Source organism: Spirillospora sp. NPDC127506 (assembly GCF_040302145.1).
Taxonomy (GTDB): domain Bacteria; phylum Actinomycetota; class Actinomycetes; order Streptosporangiales; family Streptosporangiaceae; genus Spirillospora.
The window spans coordinates 162,736-178,009 of the sequence record NZ_JBEORG010000008.1; the positions used below are offsets into that span (position 1 = coordinate 162,736).

The following is a 15,274-nucleotide window of genomic DNA, read 5'->3' on the forward strand; positions in this document are numbered from 1 at the left end:
GGAGCGGCCGACGATACGGCCATGACATATCCGCCCTGGACGTACTTCGTCGGGAGCGCGGTCTTCCACTATCTAGGACCGTCGTTCGCCGTGCTGCTGTTCCCCCGGGTCGGGCCTCTGGGCGTGGCCGGGATCCGCATCTGGAGCGCGGTCGCGGTGTTCGCGCTGTGGCGCCGCCCGTGGCGGACGTTCAACGGCGGCGGCCGGCGGACGATCCTGCTCTGGGGCGCCGTGCTCGCGGCCATGAACTCGTCCTTCTATATGGCGATAGCGAGGCTGCCCCTGGCGACCGTGGCGGCGATCGAGTTCCTGCCCGTGATCGCTCTGGCCGCCCTGGGGGCAAGGACGAGGCGCAACATCGTGGCGCTCATCGCGGCCGTGGCGGGCGTGTACGTGCTGACGGAGGTGCGGCTTGAGGGAGAGCCGCTCGGGTTCTTCTTCGCCTTCGCGAACGCGGGCCTGTTCGCCCTGTACGTCGTCGTGGCGCACAGGGCGGCCCGGTCGGACGCCGGAGGCATCGACGGGCTGGCCATGGCGATGGTCGCCGCGACCGTGTTCGTCCTCCCCATCGGCGGCCTGCAGGCCGTGCCGGTGCTGGACGACCCCGCGCTGCTCGCGGCGGGCGTCGGCGTGGGCGTCACGTCGTCGGTCATCCCGTACGTGTGCGACCAGCTGGCCATGGCGCGGCTCAGCCGGGCCACCTACGCGCTGATGGTGTCGCTGCTGCCGGCGACCGCGACCGTGACCGGGCTCGTGGTCCTGCGGCAGGTGCCCGCGGCCGCGGAGGTCGCCGGGGTGGGACTGGTGATAGCCGGTGTCGCGGTGCACCGTGGAGAACGTTGAAAGGAGAAGGCATGGAACAGGTACGTCTCGGCACGGCGGGCATGAAGGTCTCCCGGATCTGCCTCGGGATGATGAGCTACGGCGACCCCGCACTGCGGAAGTGGGCGCTGGGCGAGGATGCCGCCGAGCCGATCGTCGCGAGGGCCGTGGAGGGCGGTGTGACCTTCTTCGACACCGCCGACGTGTACTCGCGCGGCGTCAGCGAGGAGATCACCGGGCGGCTCCTGCCGAAGTTCTTCCCCCGGCGCGACGACTACGTGCTCGCCACCAAGGTCTGCATACCGATGGGGGACGGGCCGAACGAGCGGGGCCTGTCGCGCAAGCACATCATGGCGAGCATCGACGACTCGCTGCGGCGGCTGGGCACCGACTACGTGGACCTCTACCAGATCCACCGGTGGGACTACGAGACGCCCATCGAGGAGACCATGGAGGCGCTGCACGACGTGGTGAAGTCGGGCAAGGCGCGCTACATCGGGGCGTCCAGCATGTACGCGTGGCAGTTCGCCAAGGCGCAGCACACCGCCGAGATGCACGGCTGGACGAAGTTCGTCTCGATGCAGAACCACTACAACCTCGTCTACAGAGAAGAGGAGCGGGAGATGAACCCGCTCTGCATCGACCAAGGCGTGGGCCTCATCCCGTGGAGCCCGCTGGCGCGGGGCCTGCTCGCCGGGAACAGGGAGCGCGGCGGCGAGCGCAAGACGGTCAGGGCCCGGAACGACGCCTTCGGTGACGGCCTCTACAGCGAGGACGACTTCGACGTCGTCGACGCCGTCCGCGAGGTCGCGGCGGAGCGGGGCGTGCCGCCGGCGCAGGTGGCGCTCGCGTGGCTGCTCGGACGTCCCGGAGTGACGGCCCCCATCGTGGGAGCGACGAAACTCGCTCACATGGACGACGCGATCGCCGCCGAGCGCCTGGAGCTGGACGAGAAGGAGGTCGCGCGGATGGAGGCCCCGTACCGCCCGCACGCGGTCGCCGGGCACTCCTGACGGGAAGACGGGCGCGGACGCCCCCGCACGGAACGGACGGGGGGCGTCCGTCGTCTATCAGGGGTGGTGATTTGCGATTCCCCGGGCGATCGGGGCAGGCTGTGGACGAGAACGCCCACGCAAGGCAAGACCGCCACGTGGTGACATGGGTGAAGGTTCGGAGGCGGTGCGGCGCGCCGTGCGCCTCCGGGCCTCCGGGAGCTGAGGAGCCCCGGGACGACGGCACTGAAGGAGCCCGACGATGACCGAGAACGACGGTACGCAGGGACCGCAGCGGCCGTTGCCCGAGGACGAGGGTCAGGCCGGCCCGGCGGAGGGCCAGGAGCCGCCCGCCCGGCCGCTGGGGGACCGCACCGTGGTGTTCGGCGCTCCGCAGCTCGGCGGCCGCGCCGCGCCGCAGCCCGAGCAGCCGCGCGAGGAGGAGCGGCCCGCGCCGCCTCCGCCGCCCCCCACGATGGTCGAGCAGCCGATGGCGCAGTTCGGCGAGCAGCCTCCGGCGCCGCCCCAGCAGCCCTACGGCGCCCCCCAGGAGCAGCAGCAGTACGGGCAGCCGCCCGCCGGCTACGGCCCGCCGCCCGCGCCGGGCGGGTTCACGCCCCCGCAGGACCCGCAGCAGTACGTCCCGCCGGGCGACCAGCAGCAGTACGGCCCGCCGCAGCCGGGCGGCTACGGGCAGCCGCCCCAGTACGAGCAGCAGCAGTACGACCCGCAGCAGTACGGCCAGCACCCGCCGCAGCAGCCCGCGTACCCGCAGCAGCCGATGCACGGCGCGCCCCAGGAGCAGCAGCAGTACGGGCAGCAGCAGTTCGGCGGGCCCGGCGCCTTCCCGCCGCCCGAGCCCGCCGCGCCCGCCGAGCAGCAGGACGCGCCGCAGGACTCCTCCGGCGACCGGACCGTGATCGTGCCCGGGCCCGCCGCCGGCTCGCCCGAGCCCGAGCAGCAGCAGCGGCCCCCGATCGACGACCAGGCGACGCTGCACTGGTCGCCCGGCACCGACGTCCCGGTCGCCACCGGACCCGAGCGCCGGCAGGACCCGCCGGCCGAGCCGTGGCAGGCGCCGACGCCGCCGTCCACGCCCGAGCCGTGGTCCCCGGAGGCGCCCCAGCAGGGGCAGGGCCGGCCGCAGCAGGGCCAGGCCGACCACGAGCGCACGATGATGGTGCCGCCGCCCGAGGCGGGCTTCGGCGCGGGCTCGACCACCTCGGGCGCCTCGCCGTCCGTGGACGACCTGTACTCCCCGCCCGGTGAGAGCGGCGTCGAGGACGCGCGTCCCACCGAGGCGTTCGACCCGTCGGCGTCGTCCCAGGGGAGGGGCTCCGCCGAGACGCCCGGCATGGCCGACAGCACGCGGCTCGACATCGGCCGGCAGCAGTGGGGCCCGCAGCAGCCGCAGCAGCCCGCCCAGGGCCAGCAGCCCGCCCCGGGGCAGCAGTTCGGCCAGCCGGGCGAGCAGCAGCAGGGCTACGGCCAGCAGCAGGCCTATGGCCAGCCCGAGCAGCAGCAGGCGTACGGCCAGCCGTACCAGCAGCAGGGTTACGGCCAGCCGGGCCAGCAGCCCGCCCCGGGGCAGCAGTTCGGCCAGCCGGGCGAGCAGCAGCAGTACGGGCAGCAGCAGGGATACGGCCAGCCCGGTCAGTACGGCCAGCCGCAGTACGGCCAGCAGCCCGCCTACGGGGCGGACGGCGGCAAGGGCGGCAAGAACACGCTCTGGCTCGTCGTCGGCGCCGTCGCCATCGTGGTGATCCTCGTGGTCCTGGTCGTGGCGTTCATCCTCTAGCGGCGCGGGCGCGGGAAGTAAAAATCGGTCCACATCTTCCCTAGCAGCGGGGATGTGGGACACAATGCCGACGGGTCCCCCGTCCGGAGCCGAGGCTCCCGGCGGGGAACATCCGTCGGCATTCTGTCGTTGACTGCTCCGGGGAGACGGCTCCCCGCCGCCCGCGGGCCCGCGCGGTACGGGGGCGCGCACGGTGGTGCGCGCTCGCTTTGCACTTTGGCCCGGCGGTCGGTAACCTTCTCACTTGGTCCCGCCATGAGCGGGCCGCTATGCGTGCGCGTTGGCAAGGCCTCCGGCCGGCCCCAGCGCCGCATCGATGAGGCTCTCCCATCCTCGGTGGGTTCGGCGGTTTCGGGCCGCGGGCACGCGCCGGATGGTAGGGGCTCGACTCCCCGGCTTGATTCGGCCCTTTGACGGGCCGGGCGGTCTGTGTCGTTTCTCGCGGTTGTATTTCCGTGGGGCGACGACACGCCCGACCGCGTGGGTCGGAGAGGTCGGGAAACCGGCAGGTCACAGCCTCGCCTGAGGTGGTGATTGCAGCAAAAGGACTTACCGGCTCGGTACGAGGAAGACGGAGACGCGGTGCCCACGATCCAGCAGCTGGTCCGAAAGGGCCGCCAGGACAAGGTGACCAAGAACAAGACGCCCGCGCTGAAGGAGAGCCCCCAGCGGCGGGGGGTCTGCACGCGCGTCTACACGACGACGCCCAAGAAGCCGAACTCCGCGCTTCGCAAGGTCGCCCGTGTCCGGCTGACCAGCGGGATCGAGGTCACGGCCTACATCCCCGGTGTCGGCCACAACCTGCAGGAGCACTCGATCGTGCTCGTGCGCGGCGGCCGTGTGAAGGACCTCCCCGGCGTTCGGTACAAGATCATCCGCGGTTCGCTCGACACGCAGGGCGTCCGCAACCGCAAGCAGGCGCGCAGCAAGTACGGCGCGAAGAAGGAGAAGAGCTGATGCCGCGCAAGGGCCCTGCTGGCAAGCGCCAGCTGATCGCTGACCCGGTGTACAACTCGCCGCTGGTCACCGCGCTCATCAACAAGGTTCTCCTGGACGGCAAGCGCTCGATCGCGCAGACCATCGTGTACGACGCACTCGAGGGCGCCCGCGAGAAGACCGGCAACGACCCGGTCGTCACGCTGAAGCGCGCGCTCGACAACGTGAAGCCGACCCTGGAGGTCCGCAGCCGCCGCGTGGGCGGCGCGACCTACCAGGTCCCCGTCGAGGTGCGGCCGGCCCGCAGCACCACCCTCGCCCTGCGCTGGCTGGTGCTCTACGCCCGGCAGCGCCGCGAGAAGACCATGACCGAGCGGCTGATGAACGAGCTGCTCGACGCGAGCAACGGTCTTGGCGCGTCTGTCAAGAAGCGCGAGGACACGCACAAGATGGCGGAGTCCAACAAGGCCTTCGCCCATTACCGCTGGTAACCCCGGCGGAACTGCAACGACGAGACGACGCGAGGACGACAGTGGCTACCAAAACCGGTGTAGACCTGGCCAAGGTCCGCAACATCGGGATCATGGCCCATATCGACGCGGGCAAGACCACGACGACCGAGCGCATCCTGTTCTACACGGGGATGAGCTACAAGATCGGTGAGGTCCACGACGGTGCGGCCACCATGGACTGGATGGAGCAGGAGCAGGAGCGGGGGATCACCATCACCTCCGCCGCGACCACCTGCCACTGGTCCGTGGACGAGACCGATCACACGATCAACATCATCGACACCCCGGGGCACGTCGACTTCACCGTCGAGGTGGAGCGCAACCTGCGGGTGCTCGACGGTGCGGTCGCGGTGTTCGACGGCGTCGCCGGCGTGGAGCCCCAGTCCGAGACCGTGTGGCGGCAGGCCGACCGCTACGGCGTGCCCCGCATGTGCTTCGTCAACAAGCTCGACCGGGTCGGCGCGGAGTTCCACCGCTGCGTCGACATGATCGAGAGCCGCCTCAACGCGACGCCGCTGCCGCTGCAGCTGCCGATCGGCGCCGAGGCGGACTTCAAGGGCGTCGTCGACCTGGTCCGGATGAAGGCCCTCATCTGGAACGAGGAGGCCAAGCTCGGCGAGATGTACGACACGGTCGACATCCCCGACACGCACCTGGAGTCGGCGCGCGAGTGGCACGACAAGCTCGTCGAGACCCTCGCGGAGAACGACGACGAGATCATGGAGCTGTACCTGGAGGGCCACGAGCCCACCGTCGAGCAGCTCCACGCCGGCATCCGCCGCGCGACCGTCGCCGCGAAGCTGACCCCGGTCATGTGCGGGACGGCCTTCAAGAACAAGGGCGTCCAGCCGCTGCTGGACGGGATCGTCCGCTACCTGCCCTCCCCGCTGGACATCGAGGCCATCGAGGGCCACGCCGTCCGCGACGAGGACAAGGTGCTCAAGCGGCTGCCGAGCGAGGACGAGCCGTTCTCCGCCCTCGCCTTCAAGATCGCCAGCGACCCGCACCTGGGCAAGCTGACCTTCGTGCGCATCTACTCCGGCGTGCTGGAGTCCGGCACCGCGGTCCTGAACTCCGTCAAGGAGCGCAAGGAGCGCATCGGCAAGATCTACCGGATGCACGCCAACAAGCGCACCGAGATCGAGCGCGCGGGCGCCGGCGACATCGTCGCGGTGATGGGCCTCAAGCAGACCACCACCGGTGAGACGCTGTGCGACGAGAAGGACCCCATCGTCCTCGAGTCGATGAACTTCCCGGCGCCGGTCATCCACGTGGCGATCGAGCCGAAGACGAAGGCCGACCAGCAGAAGCTGGGCACCGCGATCCAGCGGCTGGCCGAGGAGGACCCGTCCTTCCAGGTCCGCACCGAGGAGGACACGGGCCAGACCGTCATCTCCGGCATGGGCGAGCTCCACCTGGAGATCCTCGTCGACCGGATGAAGCGCGAGTTCAAGGTCGAGGCCAACGTCGGCAAGCCGCAGGTCGCCTACCGCGAGACGATCACCAAGAAGGTCGAGAAGGTCGAGTACACCCACAAGAAGCAGACGGGCGGCTCGGGCCAGTTCGGCCGCGTGATCATCGACCTGGAGCCGCTGGGCGGCGGGTCCGACGGCTACGAGTTCGAGAACAAGGTCACCGGCGGCCGCATCCCGCGGGAGTACATCCCGTCGGTCGACGCGGGCTGCCAGGAGGCCGCCGATTTCGGTGTCCTCGCCGGCTACCCGATGGTGGGCGTGAAGGTCACCCTGCAGGACGGCGCCTACCACGAGGTCGACTCCTCGGAGATGGCGTTCAAGGTCGCCGGTTCCATGGCGTTCAAGGAGGCCGCCCGCCGGGCCGCCCCCACGCTGCTGGAGCCGATGATGGCGGTCGAGGTCACCACGCCCGAGGAGAACATGGGCGACGTGATCGGCGACCTCAACAGCCGCCGCGGTCAGGTCCAGTCCATGGACGAGCGGCACGGCATGCGCGTCATCAAGGCGCTCGTGCCCCTGTCGGAGATGTTCGGCTACGTGGGCGATCTGCGCAGCAAGACCCAGGGCCGGGCTGTTTTCACCATGCAGTTCGACTCCTACGCCGAGGTTCCGTCGAACGTCGCGCAGGAGATCATCGCCAAGGCGCGGGGCGAGTGATGGGGAATCTGCGAAGCCGGGCCGCCGCCGCCGACAGCACTCCGTGCGGCGGCGGGCGGCGGGCCGCCGAGCAGGTTCCCCGTCATCGGTAAGGCACCCGGCCTGCCCACGGATCAACAGGACGCACATCGAAGCGGTCGTCTAGACGGCCGAGGATCGCAACAAGGAGCAACCAGTGGCGAAGGCCAAGTTCGAGCGGACGAAGCCGCACGTGAACATCGGCACCATTGGACACATCGACCACGGTAAGACCACGCTTACCGCGGCGATCACCAAGGTGCTCCACGACAAGTACCCGGACCTCAACCCCTTCACGCCGTTCGAGGACATCGACAAGGCGCCGGAGGAGCGCGAGCGCGGCATCACGATCTCGATCGCGCACGTCGAGTACCAGACCGAGGCCCGGCACTACGCGCACGTGGACTGCCCGGGTCACGCGGACTACATCAAGAACATGATCACCGGTGCGGCGCAGATGGACGGCGCCATCCTGGTGGTCGCCGCCACCGACGGCCCGATGCCGCAGACCAAGGAGCACGTGCTCCTGGCCCGCCAGGTCGGCGTCCCCTACATCGTCGTCGCGCTGAACAAGTGCGACATGGTGGACGACGAGGAGATCCTGGAGCTCGTCGAGCTCGAGGTCCGCGAGCTGCTCTCCGAGTACGAGTTCCCGGGCGACGACGTCCCGGTCGTGCGCGTGTCCGCCTTCCAGGCGCTGCAGGGCGACGAGAAGTGGTCCGAGTCGATCGTCGAGCTCATGAACGCCGTCGACGAGAACGTGCCGGAGCCGGTGCGCGACACCGACAAGCCGTTCCTGATGCCGATCGAGGACGTCTTCTCGATCACCGGCCGCGGCACCGTCGTGACCGGCCGCATCGAGCGCGGCGTCGTGAACGTCAACGAGACCGTCGACATCATCGGCATCAAGCCGGAGGTCACCTCGACCACCGTCACCGGCGTCGAGATGTTCCGCAAGCTCCTCGACCAGGGCCAGGCGGGCGACAACGTCGGCCTGCTCCTGCGCGGCATCAAGCGCGAGGAGGTGGAGCGCGGCCAGTGCGTCATCAAGCCGGGCACCAACACCCCGCACACCGAGTTCGAGGCGCAGGTCTACATCCTGTCCAAGGACGAGGGCGGCCGGCACACGCCGTTCTTCAACAACTACCGCCCGCAGTTCTACTTCCGGACCACGGACGTCACCGGCGTGGTGAACCTCCCCGAGGGCACCGAGATGGTCATGCCGGGCGACAACACCGAAATGCGCGTCGAGCTGATCCAGCCCGTCGCCATGGAGGAGGGCCTGAAGTTCGCCATCCGCGAGGGCGGCCGCACCGTCGGCGCCGGTCGCGTCACCAAGGTCATCAAGTAACACCCCTCATGGGAGCGGCGGCCCGGCGCGAGCAGTCGGGGCCGGGCCGCCGCCTCCATGCCACGAAGTAAACAGCGGCACTACAGCAAAGGACACCGAGGCCACCATGGCGGGACAGAAGATCCGCATCCGGCTCAAGGCCTACGACCACGAGGTCATCGACACCTCCGCGAAGAAGATCGTTGAGACGGTGACGCGGACGGGCGCCAAGGTCGCGGGCCCGGTGCCGCTGCCGACCGAGAAGAACGTGTACTGCGTCATCCGCTCGCCGCACAAGTACAAGGACAGCCGCGAGCACTTCGAGATGCGCACGCACAAGCGGTTGATCGACATCATCGATCCGACGCCCAAGACGGTCGACTCGCTGATGCGGCTCGACCTTCCGGCCGGTGTCGACATCGAGATCAAGCTCTAAGGGACGCACCGAGAGATGAGTACGCAGAGGAAGGGCGTCCTGGGCGAGAAGCTCGGCATGACCCAGGTCTTCGACGATGAGGGCCGGATCGTTCCGGTGACCGTCGTCCAGGCCGGGCCGTGTGTCGTGACCCAGCTCAAGAGCCCGGAGAAGGACGGCTACAGCGCCGTCCAGATCGGGTTCGGGCAGATCGACCCGCGCAAGGTGAACAAGCCGCGCACGGGCCACTTCGAGAAGGCCGGCGTGACGCCGCGCCGCTACCTCGTCGAACTGCGGGCCGACGACACCACCGAGTACGAACTCGGCCAGGAGATCACCGTCAGCGTCTTCGAGGCCGGCCAGAAGGTCGACGTCACCGGGACGAGCAAGGGCAAGGGCACCGCCGGTGTCATGAAGCGCCACGGCTTCAAGGGCCTCGGCGCCTCGCACGGCACCCAGCGCAAGCACCGCTCGCCGGGCTCGATCGGCGGCTGCGCGACCCCCGGTCGCGTCTTCAAGGGCCTCCGCATGGCGGGACGGCACGGCAACGCCCGCACCACCGTGCAGAACCTGACCGTCCACGCCATCGACGCGGAGAAGAACCTGCTGCTCATCAAGGGCGCGGTTCCCGGGCCCAACGGCGGCGTGGTGCTGGTCCGCGACGCAGTGAAGGGGACGGGCAAGTGACGACGAAGCTCGACATCGACCTGCCCGCCGAGGTCTTCGACGCGAAGACCAGCGTGCCGCTGATCCACCAGGTCGTGGTGGCGCAGCTGGCCGCGGCGCGCCAGGGGACGCACGCCACCAAGACCCGCGGCGACGTCCGGGGCGGCGGCAAGAAGCCGTACCGGCAGAAGGGCACCGGCCGCGCCCGCCAGGGCTCGATCCGCGCGCCCCAGTTCGCCGGCGGCGGCACCGTGCACGGCCCGCAGCCGCGGGACTACTCGCAGCGGACGCCCAAGAAGATGAAGGCGGCCGCGCTCCGCGGCGCTCTGTCCGACCGCGCCCGCTACGGCCGGGTGCACGTCGTCGACAGCCTCATCGAGGGCGACACCCCGAAGACGAAGACGGCGCTCAAGGCGCTGCGCGAGGTCACCGAGGCCGAGCGCGTGCTCGTGGTCCTGGACCGCGAGGACGAGCTGACCTGGAAGAGCCTGCGCAACGAGCCGAGCGTGCACGTGCTCGTCTCCGACCAGCTCAACACCTACGACGTGCTGGTGAACGATGACGTCGTCTTCACGAAGGCGGCGTACGACGAGTTCATCTCGCGCGCGGCGAAGAAGTAAGGAGGGTCGCACATGAACAAGATCGCCGACCCCCGCGACGTCATCATCGCGCCGGTCGTCTCGGAGAAGAGCTACGGGCTCCTGGACGAGAACAAGTACACGTTCATCGTCCGCCCGGACGCCAACAAGACGCAGATCAAGCAGGCCGTCGAGGCCGTGTTCGGCGTCAAGGTGACGAACGTGAACACGCTCAACCGGCCGGGCAAGCGCAAGCGCACCCGGTTCGGCTACGGCAAGCGCAAGGACACCAAGCGCGCCATCGTCAGCCTGGCCGAGGGCGAGCGGATCGACATCTTCGGCGGCCCGGCCTAGGCCGGCGCCGGAGCAGATTAAGGGATGAACGAAAAAGATGGGCATCCGTAACTACAAGCCGACGACTCCGGGACGTCGCGGCTCCAGCGTGGCCGACTTCGTCGAGATCACGCGCGACGAGCCGGAGAAGTCGCTGCTGCGTCCGCTCCCCAAGAAGGGCGGCCGCAACAACCACGGCCGCATCACCACCCGGCACCAGGGCGGCGGGCACAAGCGCGCCTACCGCCTGATCGACTTCCGCCGGCACGACAAGGACGGCGTGCCGGCCAAGGTCGCGCACATCGAGTACGACCCGAACCGCACCGCGCGGATCGCGCTGCTGCACTACGTGGACGGCGAGAAGCGCTACATCCTCGCCCCCCGCGGCCTGAAGCAGGGCGACCGGGTGGAGAACGGGCCGGGCGCGGACATCAAGCCGGGCAACTGCCTGCCGCTGCGCAACATCCCGACCGGTACGGTCGTGCACGCCATCGAGCTGCGCCCCGGCGGCGGCGCCAAGATCGCCCGCAGCGCGGGCGCCGGCGTCCAGCTGCTGGCCAAGGAGGGCAAGTACGCCACGCTGCGCATGCCCTCCGGCGAGATGCGGATGGTGGACGTGCGCTGCCGCGCGACGGTCGGCGAGGTCGGCAACGCCGAGCAGTCGAACATCAGCTGGGGCAAGGCCGGCCGGATGCGGTGGAAGGGCAAGCGCCCGACCGTCCGCGGCGTCGCCATGAACCCGATCGACCACCCGCACGGCGGTGGTGAGGGCAAGACCTCCGGCGGCCGCCACCCGGTGAACCCCGCCGGCAAGAAGGAAGGCCGCACTCGCCAGGCGAACAAGTCGAGCGACCGGCTGATCGTCCGTCGTCGCAGCAAGAAGAAGCGGTAGGAGTCGCTCGTCATGCCACGTAGCCTTAAGAAGGGCCCGTTCGTGGACGACCACCTGATGAAGAAGGTGGAAGCCCAGAACGAGAAGGGCACCAAGAACGTCATCAAGACGTGGTCCCGGCGCTCCATGATCGTGCCGGACATGATCGGTCACACGATCGCCGTGCACGACGGCCGCAAGCACGTCCCGGTGTTCATCACCGACGCCATGGTGGGACACAAGCTCGGCGAGTTCGCGCCGACGCGCACGTTCCGCAGCCACGTCAAGGAAGACCGCCGCAGCCGTCGCGGCTAGCAGGCAGAGCAGTACGCACGTAGGAGAGAGGGAACAGCGATGGAAGCCAGGGCCCAGGCGCGGTACATCCGCGTCACGCCCAGGAAGGCCCGCCGCGTGGTGGACCTCATCCGCGGCCTGCCTGCCGCGGAGGCTCAGGCGGTGCTGCGGTTCGCCCCCCAGGCTGCTAGTGAGCCGGTGGGCAAGGTGCTGGCGAGTGCCATCGCCAACGCCGAGCACAACTTCAAGCTCGACTCGGACACGCTCGTCGTGAGCCGTGCGTGGGTGGACGAGGGGCCGACGCTCAAGCGTTTCCGCCCCCGCGCCCAGGGCCGGGCTTACCGCATCAACAAGCGCACGAGCCACATCACGGTGGTCGTGGAGTCGCGGGACGAGGCGTCGACCGCGTCCGGTGGCGGTAAGAAGACGAGGAGGGCCCGGTAGTGGGTCAGAAGATCAACCCGCACGGGTTCCGGCTCGGCATCACCACCGACCACAAGTCCGTGTGGTTCGCCGACAAGCTCTACAAGGACTACGTCAAGGAAGACGTCCAGATCCGGCGCATGCTGCAGAAGGGCATGGACCGGGCGGGCATCTCCAAGGTGGAGATCGAGCGCACCCGTGACCGCGTCGAGGTCAACATCCACACCGCCCGGCCGGGCATCGTCATCGGCCGGCGCGGCGCGGAGGCCGAGCGCCTGCGCGGCGACCTGGAGAAGCTGACCGGCAAGCAGGTCCGGCTGAACATCCTCGAGGTGAAGAACCCCGAGATCGACGCGCAGCTCGTCGCGCAGGGCGTGGCCGAGCAGCTGTCCAGCCGGGTCGCGTTCCGCCGCGCCATGCGCAAGGCGATCCAGTCCGCGATGAAGTCCGGCGCCAAGGGCATCAAGGTGCAGTGCGGCGGCCGCCTCGGCGGCGCCGAGATGTCGCGGTCGGAGTTCTACCGCGAGGGCCAGGTCCCGCTGCACACGCTGCGCGCCGACATCGACTACGGCTTCTACGAGGCCCGGACGACGTTCGGCCGCATCGGCGTCAAGGTGTGGATCTACAAGGGCGAGGCCGCGCAGACCCGCGCCGAGCGGGAGCAGCAGGCCGCGCAGCAGCGCGCCGCGGGCGGCGGCCGGGAGCGCCGCGGTGACCGCCGCGGCGGCGGTCGCGGCGGCCGCGGCGGACGCGGCGGCGAGCGCGGCGGCCGCGGCGGCGGCGCCGAGCAGAAGCAGCAGCAGGGTTCCGAGCAGCCGGCCCCGGCGGCCGAGGCTGCTCCGCAGGGTGAGGGGAGCTGAGTAACCGATGCTGATCCCTCGCAAGGTCAAGCACCGCAAGCAGCACCACCCGAAGCGCCGCGGCATGGCCAAGGGCGGCACCAGGGTGACGTTCGGCGAGTACGGCATCCAGGCCGTCGAGGCCGCGTACGTGACGAACCGGCAGATCGAGGCCGCGCGTATCGCGATGACCCGGCACATCAAGCGCGGCGGCAAGGTCTGGATCAACATCTTCCCGGACCGTCCGCTGACCAAGAAGCCCGCCGAGACCCGCATGGGCTCCGGCAAGGGCTCCGTGGAGTGGTGGGTGGCCAACGTGAAGCCGGGCCGCGTGCTGTTCGAGATCTCCTACCCGAACGAGCAGGTGGCCCGCGAGGCGCTCACCCGCGCGATCCACAAGCTTCCGATGAAGTGCAAGATCGTCAAGCGAGAGGTGGGTGAGTCCTGATGGCCAAGGGTCTTACCGCCGAGGACCTGCGGACCGAGCCCGAGGACGTCCTGGTCGCCAAGCTCAAGGAGGCCAAGGAGGAGCTGTTCAACCTCCGCTTCCAGGCCGCGACCGGCCAGCTGGAGAGCCACGGGCGGCTGCGCACCGTCAAGCGCGAGATCGCCCGCATCTACACCGTGATGCGGGAGCGCGAGCTCGGCATCGTCACGGTCGCCGAGGACGCCGCGGAGGACAACGAATGACCGAGCAGCAGACGGAGAAGCGGAGCACCCGCAAGGTCCTTGAGGGGCTCGTGGTCAGCGACAAGATGGACAAGACCGTGGTCGTGTCCGTCGAGGACCGCGTGACCCACCGCCGGTACCACAAGGTGATCCGCCGCACGAAGAACTACAAGGCGCACGACGAGGGCAACGAGTGCGGCGTGGGCGACCGCGTCCGGCTCATGGAGACCCGCCCGCTGTCGGCCACCAAGCGGTGGCGCGTGGTGGAGATCCTCGAGAAGGCCAAGTAGGCCCGCGGGGCGCGAGTCCCGCACTTGTACATGACTGGTTCCACCAGGCTGGCCGGACGAGGTCCGGTACAGAACCGGTGTGACGAACAGGAGTTGACGTGATCCAGCAGGAGTCGCGACTCAAGGTCGCCGACAACACGGGTGCGAAGGAGATCCTTTGCATCCGGGTTCTCGGCGGCTCGGGTCGGCGCTACGCGGGAGTCGGCGACATCATCGTCGCGACGGTGAAGGACGCCCTTCCCGGCGCGGGCGTGAAGAAGGGTGACGTCGTCAAGGCGGTCGTCGTGCGCACCCGCAAGGAGCGCCGGCGCCCGGACGGCTCCTACATCCGCTTCGACGAGAACGCCGCCGTCCTGATCCGGGACGGCGGCGACCCCCGCGGCACCCGTATCTTCGGCCCGGTGGGCCGCGAACTGCGCGAGAAGAAGTTCATGCGCATCATCTCGCTCGCGCCGGAGGTGCTCTGATGAAGATCCGCAAGGGCGACGAGGTCATCGTCCTCGCCGGCAAGGACAAGGGCGCGACGGGCAAGGTCCTGCGCGTCATCCCCCGCGAGGAGCGGGTGGTCGTCGAGGGCGTCAACCTCATCACCAAGAACATCAAGGCCGACCAGCAGCGTGCCGGCAAGGAGAGCGGCCGCGTCACGGTCGAGGCGCCGCTGCACGTCAGCAACGTGGCGATCGTCGAGGACGGCAAGCCGGTACGGGTCGGTTACCGCATCAACGAGGACGGCACGAAGGTTCGGATCTCGCGCCGTAGCGGTAAGGAGATCTGAGACCGATGACCGAGACCGTCACCGAGCGTCCCGTCCCGACGCCGAGGCTCAAGGTCCGCTACCGCGAGGAGATCGCGGGGCAGATGCGCGAGCAGTTCGGCTACGCCAACGTCATGCAGATCCCCACGCTGACCAAGATCGTGGTCAACATGGGCGTCGGCGACGCGGCCAAGGACGCCAAGCTGATCGAGGGCGCGATCCGCGACCTGTCGCTGATCACCGGCCAGAAGCCCGCCGTGAACCGGGCCCGCAAGTCCATCGCGCAGTTCAAGCTGCGCGAGGGCATGCCGATCGGCGCGCACGCCACGCTGCGCGGCGACCGGATGTGGGAGTTCCTGGACCGGCTGCTGTCCACGGCCCTGCCCCGCATCCGCGACTTCCGCGGCCTGTCGCCGAAGCAGTTCGACGGCAACGGCAACTACACCTTCGGGCTGACCGAGCAGGTCATGTTCCACGAGGTCGACCCGGACAAGGTCGACCGGCAGCGGGGCATGGACATCACGGTCGTGACGACCGCGAAGACCGACGACGAGGGCCGGGCGCTGCTCAAGCTCCTGGGCTTCCCCTTCAAGGAGAGCTGA

At 69.5% G+C, this 15,274-nt stretch carries 21 protein-coding genes; all 21 read left to right on the plus strand.

Annotated elements, in window-relative coordinates; translation table 11 throughout:
* The first annotated feature begins 21 nt into the window (after positions 1-21).
* Positions 22-843, plus strand: coding sequence for an EamA family transporter (locus tag ABTW95_RS11445; protein ID WP_396452566.1), 822 nt, complete (start codon positions 22-24; stop codon positions 841-843).
* 11 nt (positions 844-854) lie between these two features.
* On the plus strand, positions 855-1,835 hold the full coding sequence (locus tag ABTW95_RS11450) for an aldo/keto reductase (protein ID WP_396452567.1): 981 nt from the start codon (positions 855-857) through the stop codon (positions 1,833-1,835).
* A 241-nt stretch (positions 1,836-2,076) separates the two neighbouring features.
* Positions 2,077-3,612: a hypothetical protein gene (locus ABTW95_RS11455; protein WP_500226223.1), complete on the plus strand. Its 1,536-nt coding sequence runs from the start codon at positions 2,077-2,079 to the stop codon at positions 3,610-3,612.
* A 582-nt stretch (positions 3,613-4,194) separates the two neighbouring features.
* Entirely contained in the window at positions 4,195-4,569 is a 375-nt protein-coding gene (gene rpsL, locus ABTW95_RS11460; RefSeq protein WP_030176166.1) for a 30S ribosomal protein S12, read from the plus strand.
* Positions 4,569-5,039: a 30S ribosomal protein S7 gene (gene rpsG / locus ABTW95_RS11465; protein ID WP_067889272.1), complete on the plus strand. Its 471-nt coding sequence runs from the start codon at positions 4,569-4,571 to the stop codon at positions 5,037-5,039. The genes rpsL and rpsG overlap by 1 nt, the downstream gene beginning before the upstream one ends.
* Positions 5,040-5,080: 41 nt before the next feature.
* Positions 5,081-7,192: an elongation factor G gene (gene fusA / locus ABTW95_RS11470; protein ID WP_396454965.1), complete on the plus strand. Its 2,112-nt coding sequence runs from the start codon at positions 5,081-5,083 to the stop codon at positions 7,190-7,192.
* Positions 7,193-7,367: 175 nt separating this feature from the next.
* Entirely contained in the window at positions 7,368-8,561 is a 1,194-nt protein-coding gene (gene tuf / locus ABTW95_RS11475) for an elongation factor Tu (RefSeq protein ID WP_500226224.1), read from the plus strand.
* Between the two features lie 106 nt (positions 8,562-8,667).
* A complete protein-coding gene (rpsJ, locus tag ABTW95_RS11480) occupies positions 8,668-8,976 on the plus strand; it encodes a 30S ribosomal protein S10 (protein WP_018657599.1) in 309 nt (102 codons plus the stop codon).
* A gap of 15 nt (positions 8,977-8,991) precedes the next feature.
* A complete protein-coding gene (rplC, locus tag ABTW95_RS11485) occupies positions 8,992-9,642 on the plus strand; it encodes a 50S ribosomal protein L3 (RefSeq protein ID WP_500226225.1) in 651 nt (216 codons plus the stop codon).
* A complete protein-coding gene (gene rplD / locus ABTW95_RS11490; RefSeq protein WP_500226226.1) occupies positions 9,639-10,241 on the plus strand; it encodes a 50S ribosomal protein L4 in 603 nt (200 codons plus the stop codon). Before rplC ends, rplD begins: the two co-directional genes overlap by 4 nt.
* A 12-nt stretch (positions 10,242-10,253) precedes the next feature.
* On the plus strand, positions 10,254-10,553 hold the full coding sequence (rplW, locus tag ABTW95_RS11495; RefSeq protein ID WP_396451095.1) for a 50S ribosomal protein L23: 300 nt from the start codon (positions 10,254-10,256) through the stop codon (positions 10,551-10,553).
* A gap of 37 nt (positions 10,554-10,590) precedes the next feature.
* The gene (gene rplB / locus ABTW95_RS11500) at positions 10,591-11,424 is read left to right on the plus strand and encodes a 50S ribosomal protein L2 (RefSeq protein WP_396451094.1); all 834 of its coding nucleotides are present in this window, start codon (positions 10,591-10,593) and stop codon (positions 11,422-11,424) included.
* 12 nt (positions 11,425-11,436) lie between these two features.
* Positions 11,437-11,718 (plus strand): 30S ribosomal protein S19, encoded by a 282-nt coding sequence (gene rpsS / locus ABTW95_RS11505; RefSeq protein ID WP_396451092.1) that lies wholly within the window; start codon positions 11,437-11,439, stop codon positions 11,716-11,718.
* Between the two features lie 39 nt (positions 11,719-11,757).
* Complete coding sequence (gene rplV / locus ABTW95_RS11510) at positions 11,758-12,141, plus strand: 50S ribosomal protein L22 (RefSeq protein WP_371954351.1); 384 nt, start codon at positions 11,758-11,760, stop codon at positions 12,139-12,141.
* Entirely contained in the window at positions 12,141-12,980 is an 840-nt protein-coding gene (rpsC, locus tag ABTW95_RS11515; protein WP_396451089.1) for a 30S ribosomal protein S3, read from the plus strand. Before rplV ends, rpsC begins: the two co-directional genes overlap by 1 nt.
* A 7-nt stretch (positions 12,981-12,987) precedes the next feature.
* A complete protein-coding gene (gene rplP / locus ABTW95_RS11520; RefSeq protein WP_396451087.1) occupies positions 12,988-13,407 on the plus strand; it encodes a 50S ribosomal protein L16 in 420 nt (139 codons plus the stop codon).
* Positions 13,407-13,649, plus strand: coding sequence for a 50S ribosomal protein L29 (gene rpmC / locus ABTW95_RS11525; RefSeq protein ID WP_396451085.1), 243 nt, complete (start codon positions 13,407-13,409; stop codon positions 13,647-13,649). The genes rplP and rpmC overlap by 1 nt, the downstream gene beginning before the upstream one ends.
* Positions 13,646-13,918 carry a 30S ribosomal protein S17 gene (gene rpsQ / locus ABTW95_RS11530; RefSeq protein ID WP_396451083.1) on the plus strand — a complete coding sequence of 91 codons (273 nt, stop codon included), beginning with the start codon at positions 13,646-13,648 and terminating at the stop codon, positions 13,916-13,918. The genes rpmC and rpsQ overlap by 4 nt, the downstream gene beginning before the upstream one ends.
* 98 nt (positions 13,919-14,016) lie before the next feature.
* Positions 14,017-14,385: a 50S ribosomal protein L14 gene (rplN, locus tag ABTW95_RS11535; RefSeq protein ID WP_067629407.1), complete on the plus strand. Its 369-nt coding sequence runs from the start codon at positions 14,017-14,019 to the stop codon at positions 14,383-14,385.
* Complete coding sequence (rplX, locus tag ABTW95_RS11540) at positions 14,385-14,693, plus strand: 50S ribosomal protein L24 (RefSeq protein WP_250359996.1); 309 nt, start codon at positions 14,385-14,387, stop codon at positions 14,691-14,693. Before rplN ends, rplX begins: the two co-directional genes overlap by 1 nt.
* Before the next feature lie 5 nt (positions 14,694-14,698).
* Positions 14,699-15,274 carry a 50S ribosomal protein L5 gene (rplE, locus tag ABTW95_RS11545; RefSeq protein ID WP_396451081.1) on the plus strand — a complete coding sequence of 192 codons (576 nt, stop codon included), beginning with the start codon at positions 14,699-14,701 and terminating at the stop codon, positions 15,272-15,274.

Coding starts and splice junctions, on each gene's coding strand:
- ABTW95_RS11445 (WP_396452566.1), top strand. CDS start 22: ATGACATATCCGCCCTGGACGTACTTCGTCGGGAGCGCGGTCTTCCAC.
- ABTW95_RS11450 (WP_396452567.1), top strand. CDS start 855: ATGGAACAGGTACGTCTCGGCACGGCGGGCATGAAGGTCTCCCGGATC.
- ABTW95_RS11455 (WP_500226223.1), top strand. CDS start 2,077: ATGACCGAGAACGACGGTACGCAGGGACCGCAGCGGCCGTTGCCCGAG.
- rpsG (WP_067889272.1), top strand. CDS start 4,569: ATGCCGCGCAAGGGCCCTGCTGGCAAGCGCCAGCTGATCGCTGACCCG.
- rpsJ (WP_018657599.1), top strand. CDS start 8,668: ATGGCGGGACAGAAGATCCGCATCCGGCTCAAGGCCTACGACCACGAG.
- rplC (WP_500226225.1), top strand. CDS start 8,992: ATGAGTACGCAGAGGAAGGGCGTCCTGGGCGAGAAGCTCGGCATGACC.
- rplW (WP_396451095.1), top strand. CDS start 10,254: ATGAACAAGATCGCCGACCCCCGCGACGTCATCATCGCGCCGGTCGTC.
- rplB (WP_396451094.1), top strand. CDS start 10,591: ATGGGCATCCGTAACTACAAGCCGACGACTCCGGGACGTCGCGGCTCC.
- rpsS (WP_396451092.1), top strand. CDS start 11,437: ATGCCACGTAGCCTTAAGAAGGGCCCGTTCGTGGACGACCACCTGATG.
- rplV (WP_371954351.1), top strand. CDS start 11,758: ATGGAAGCCAGGGCCCAGGCGCGGTACATCCGCGTCACGCCCAGGAAG.
- rplP (WP_396451087.1), top strand. CDS start 12,988: ATGCTGATCCCTCGCAAGGTCAAGCACCGCAAGCAGCACCACCCGAAG.
- rpmC (WP_396451085.1), top strand. CDS start 13,407: ATGGCCAAGGGTCTTACCGCCGAGGACCTGCGGACCGAGCCCGAGGAC.
- rpsQ (WP_396451083.1), top strand. CDS start 13,646: ATGACCGAGCAGCAGACGGAGAAGCGGAGCACCCGCAAGGTCCTTGAG.
- rplX (WP_250359996.1), top strand. CDS start 14,385: ATGAAGATCCGCAAGGGCGACGAGGTCATCGTCCTCGCCGGCAAGGAC.
- rplE (WP_396451081.1), top strand. CDS start 14,699: ATGACCGAGACCGTCACCGAGCGTCCCGTCCCGACGCCGAGGCTCAAG.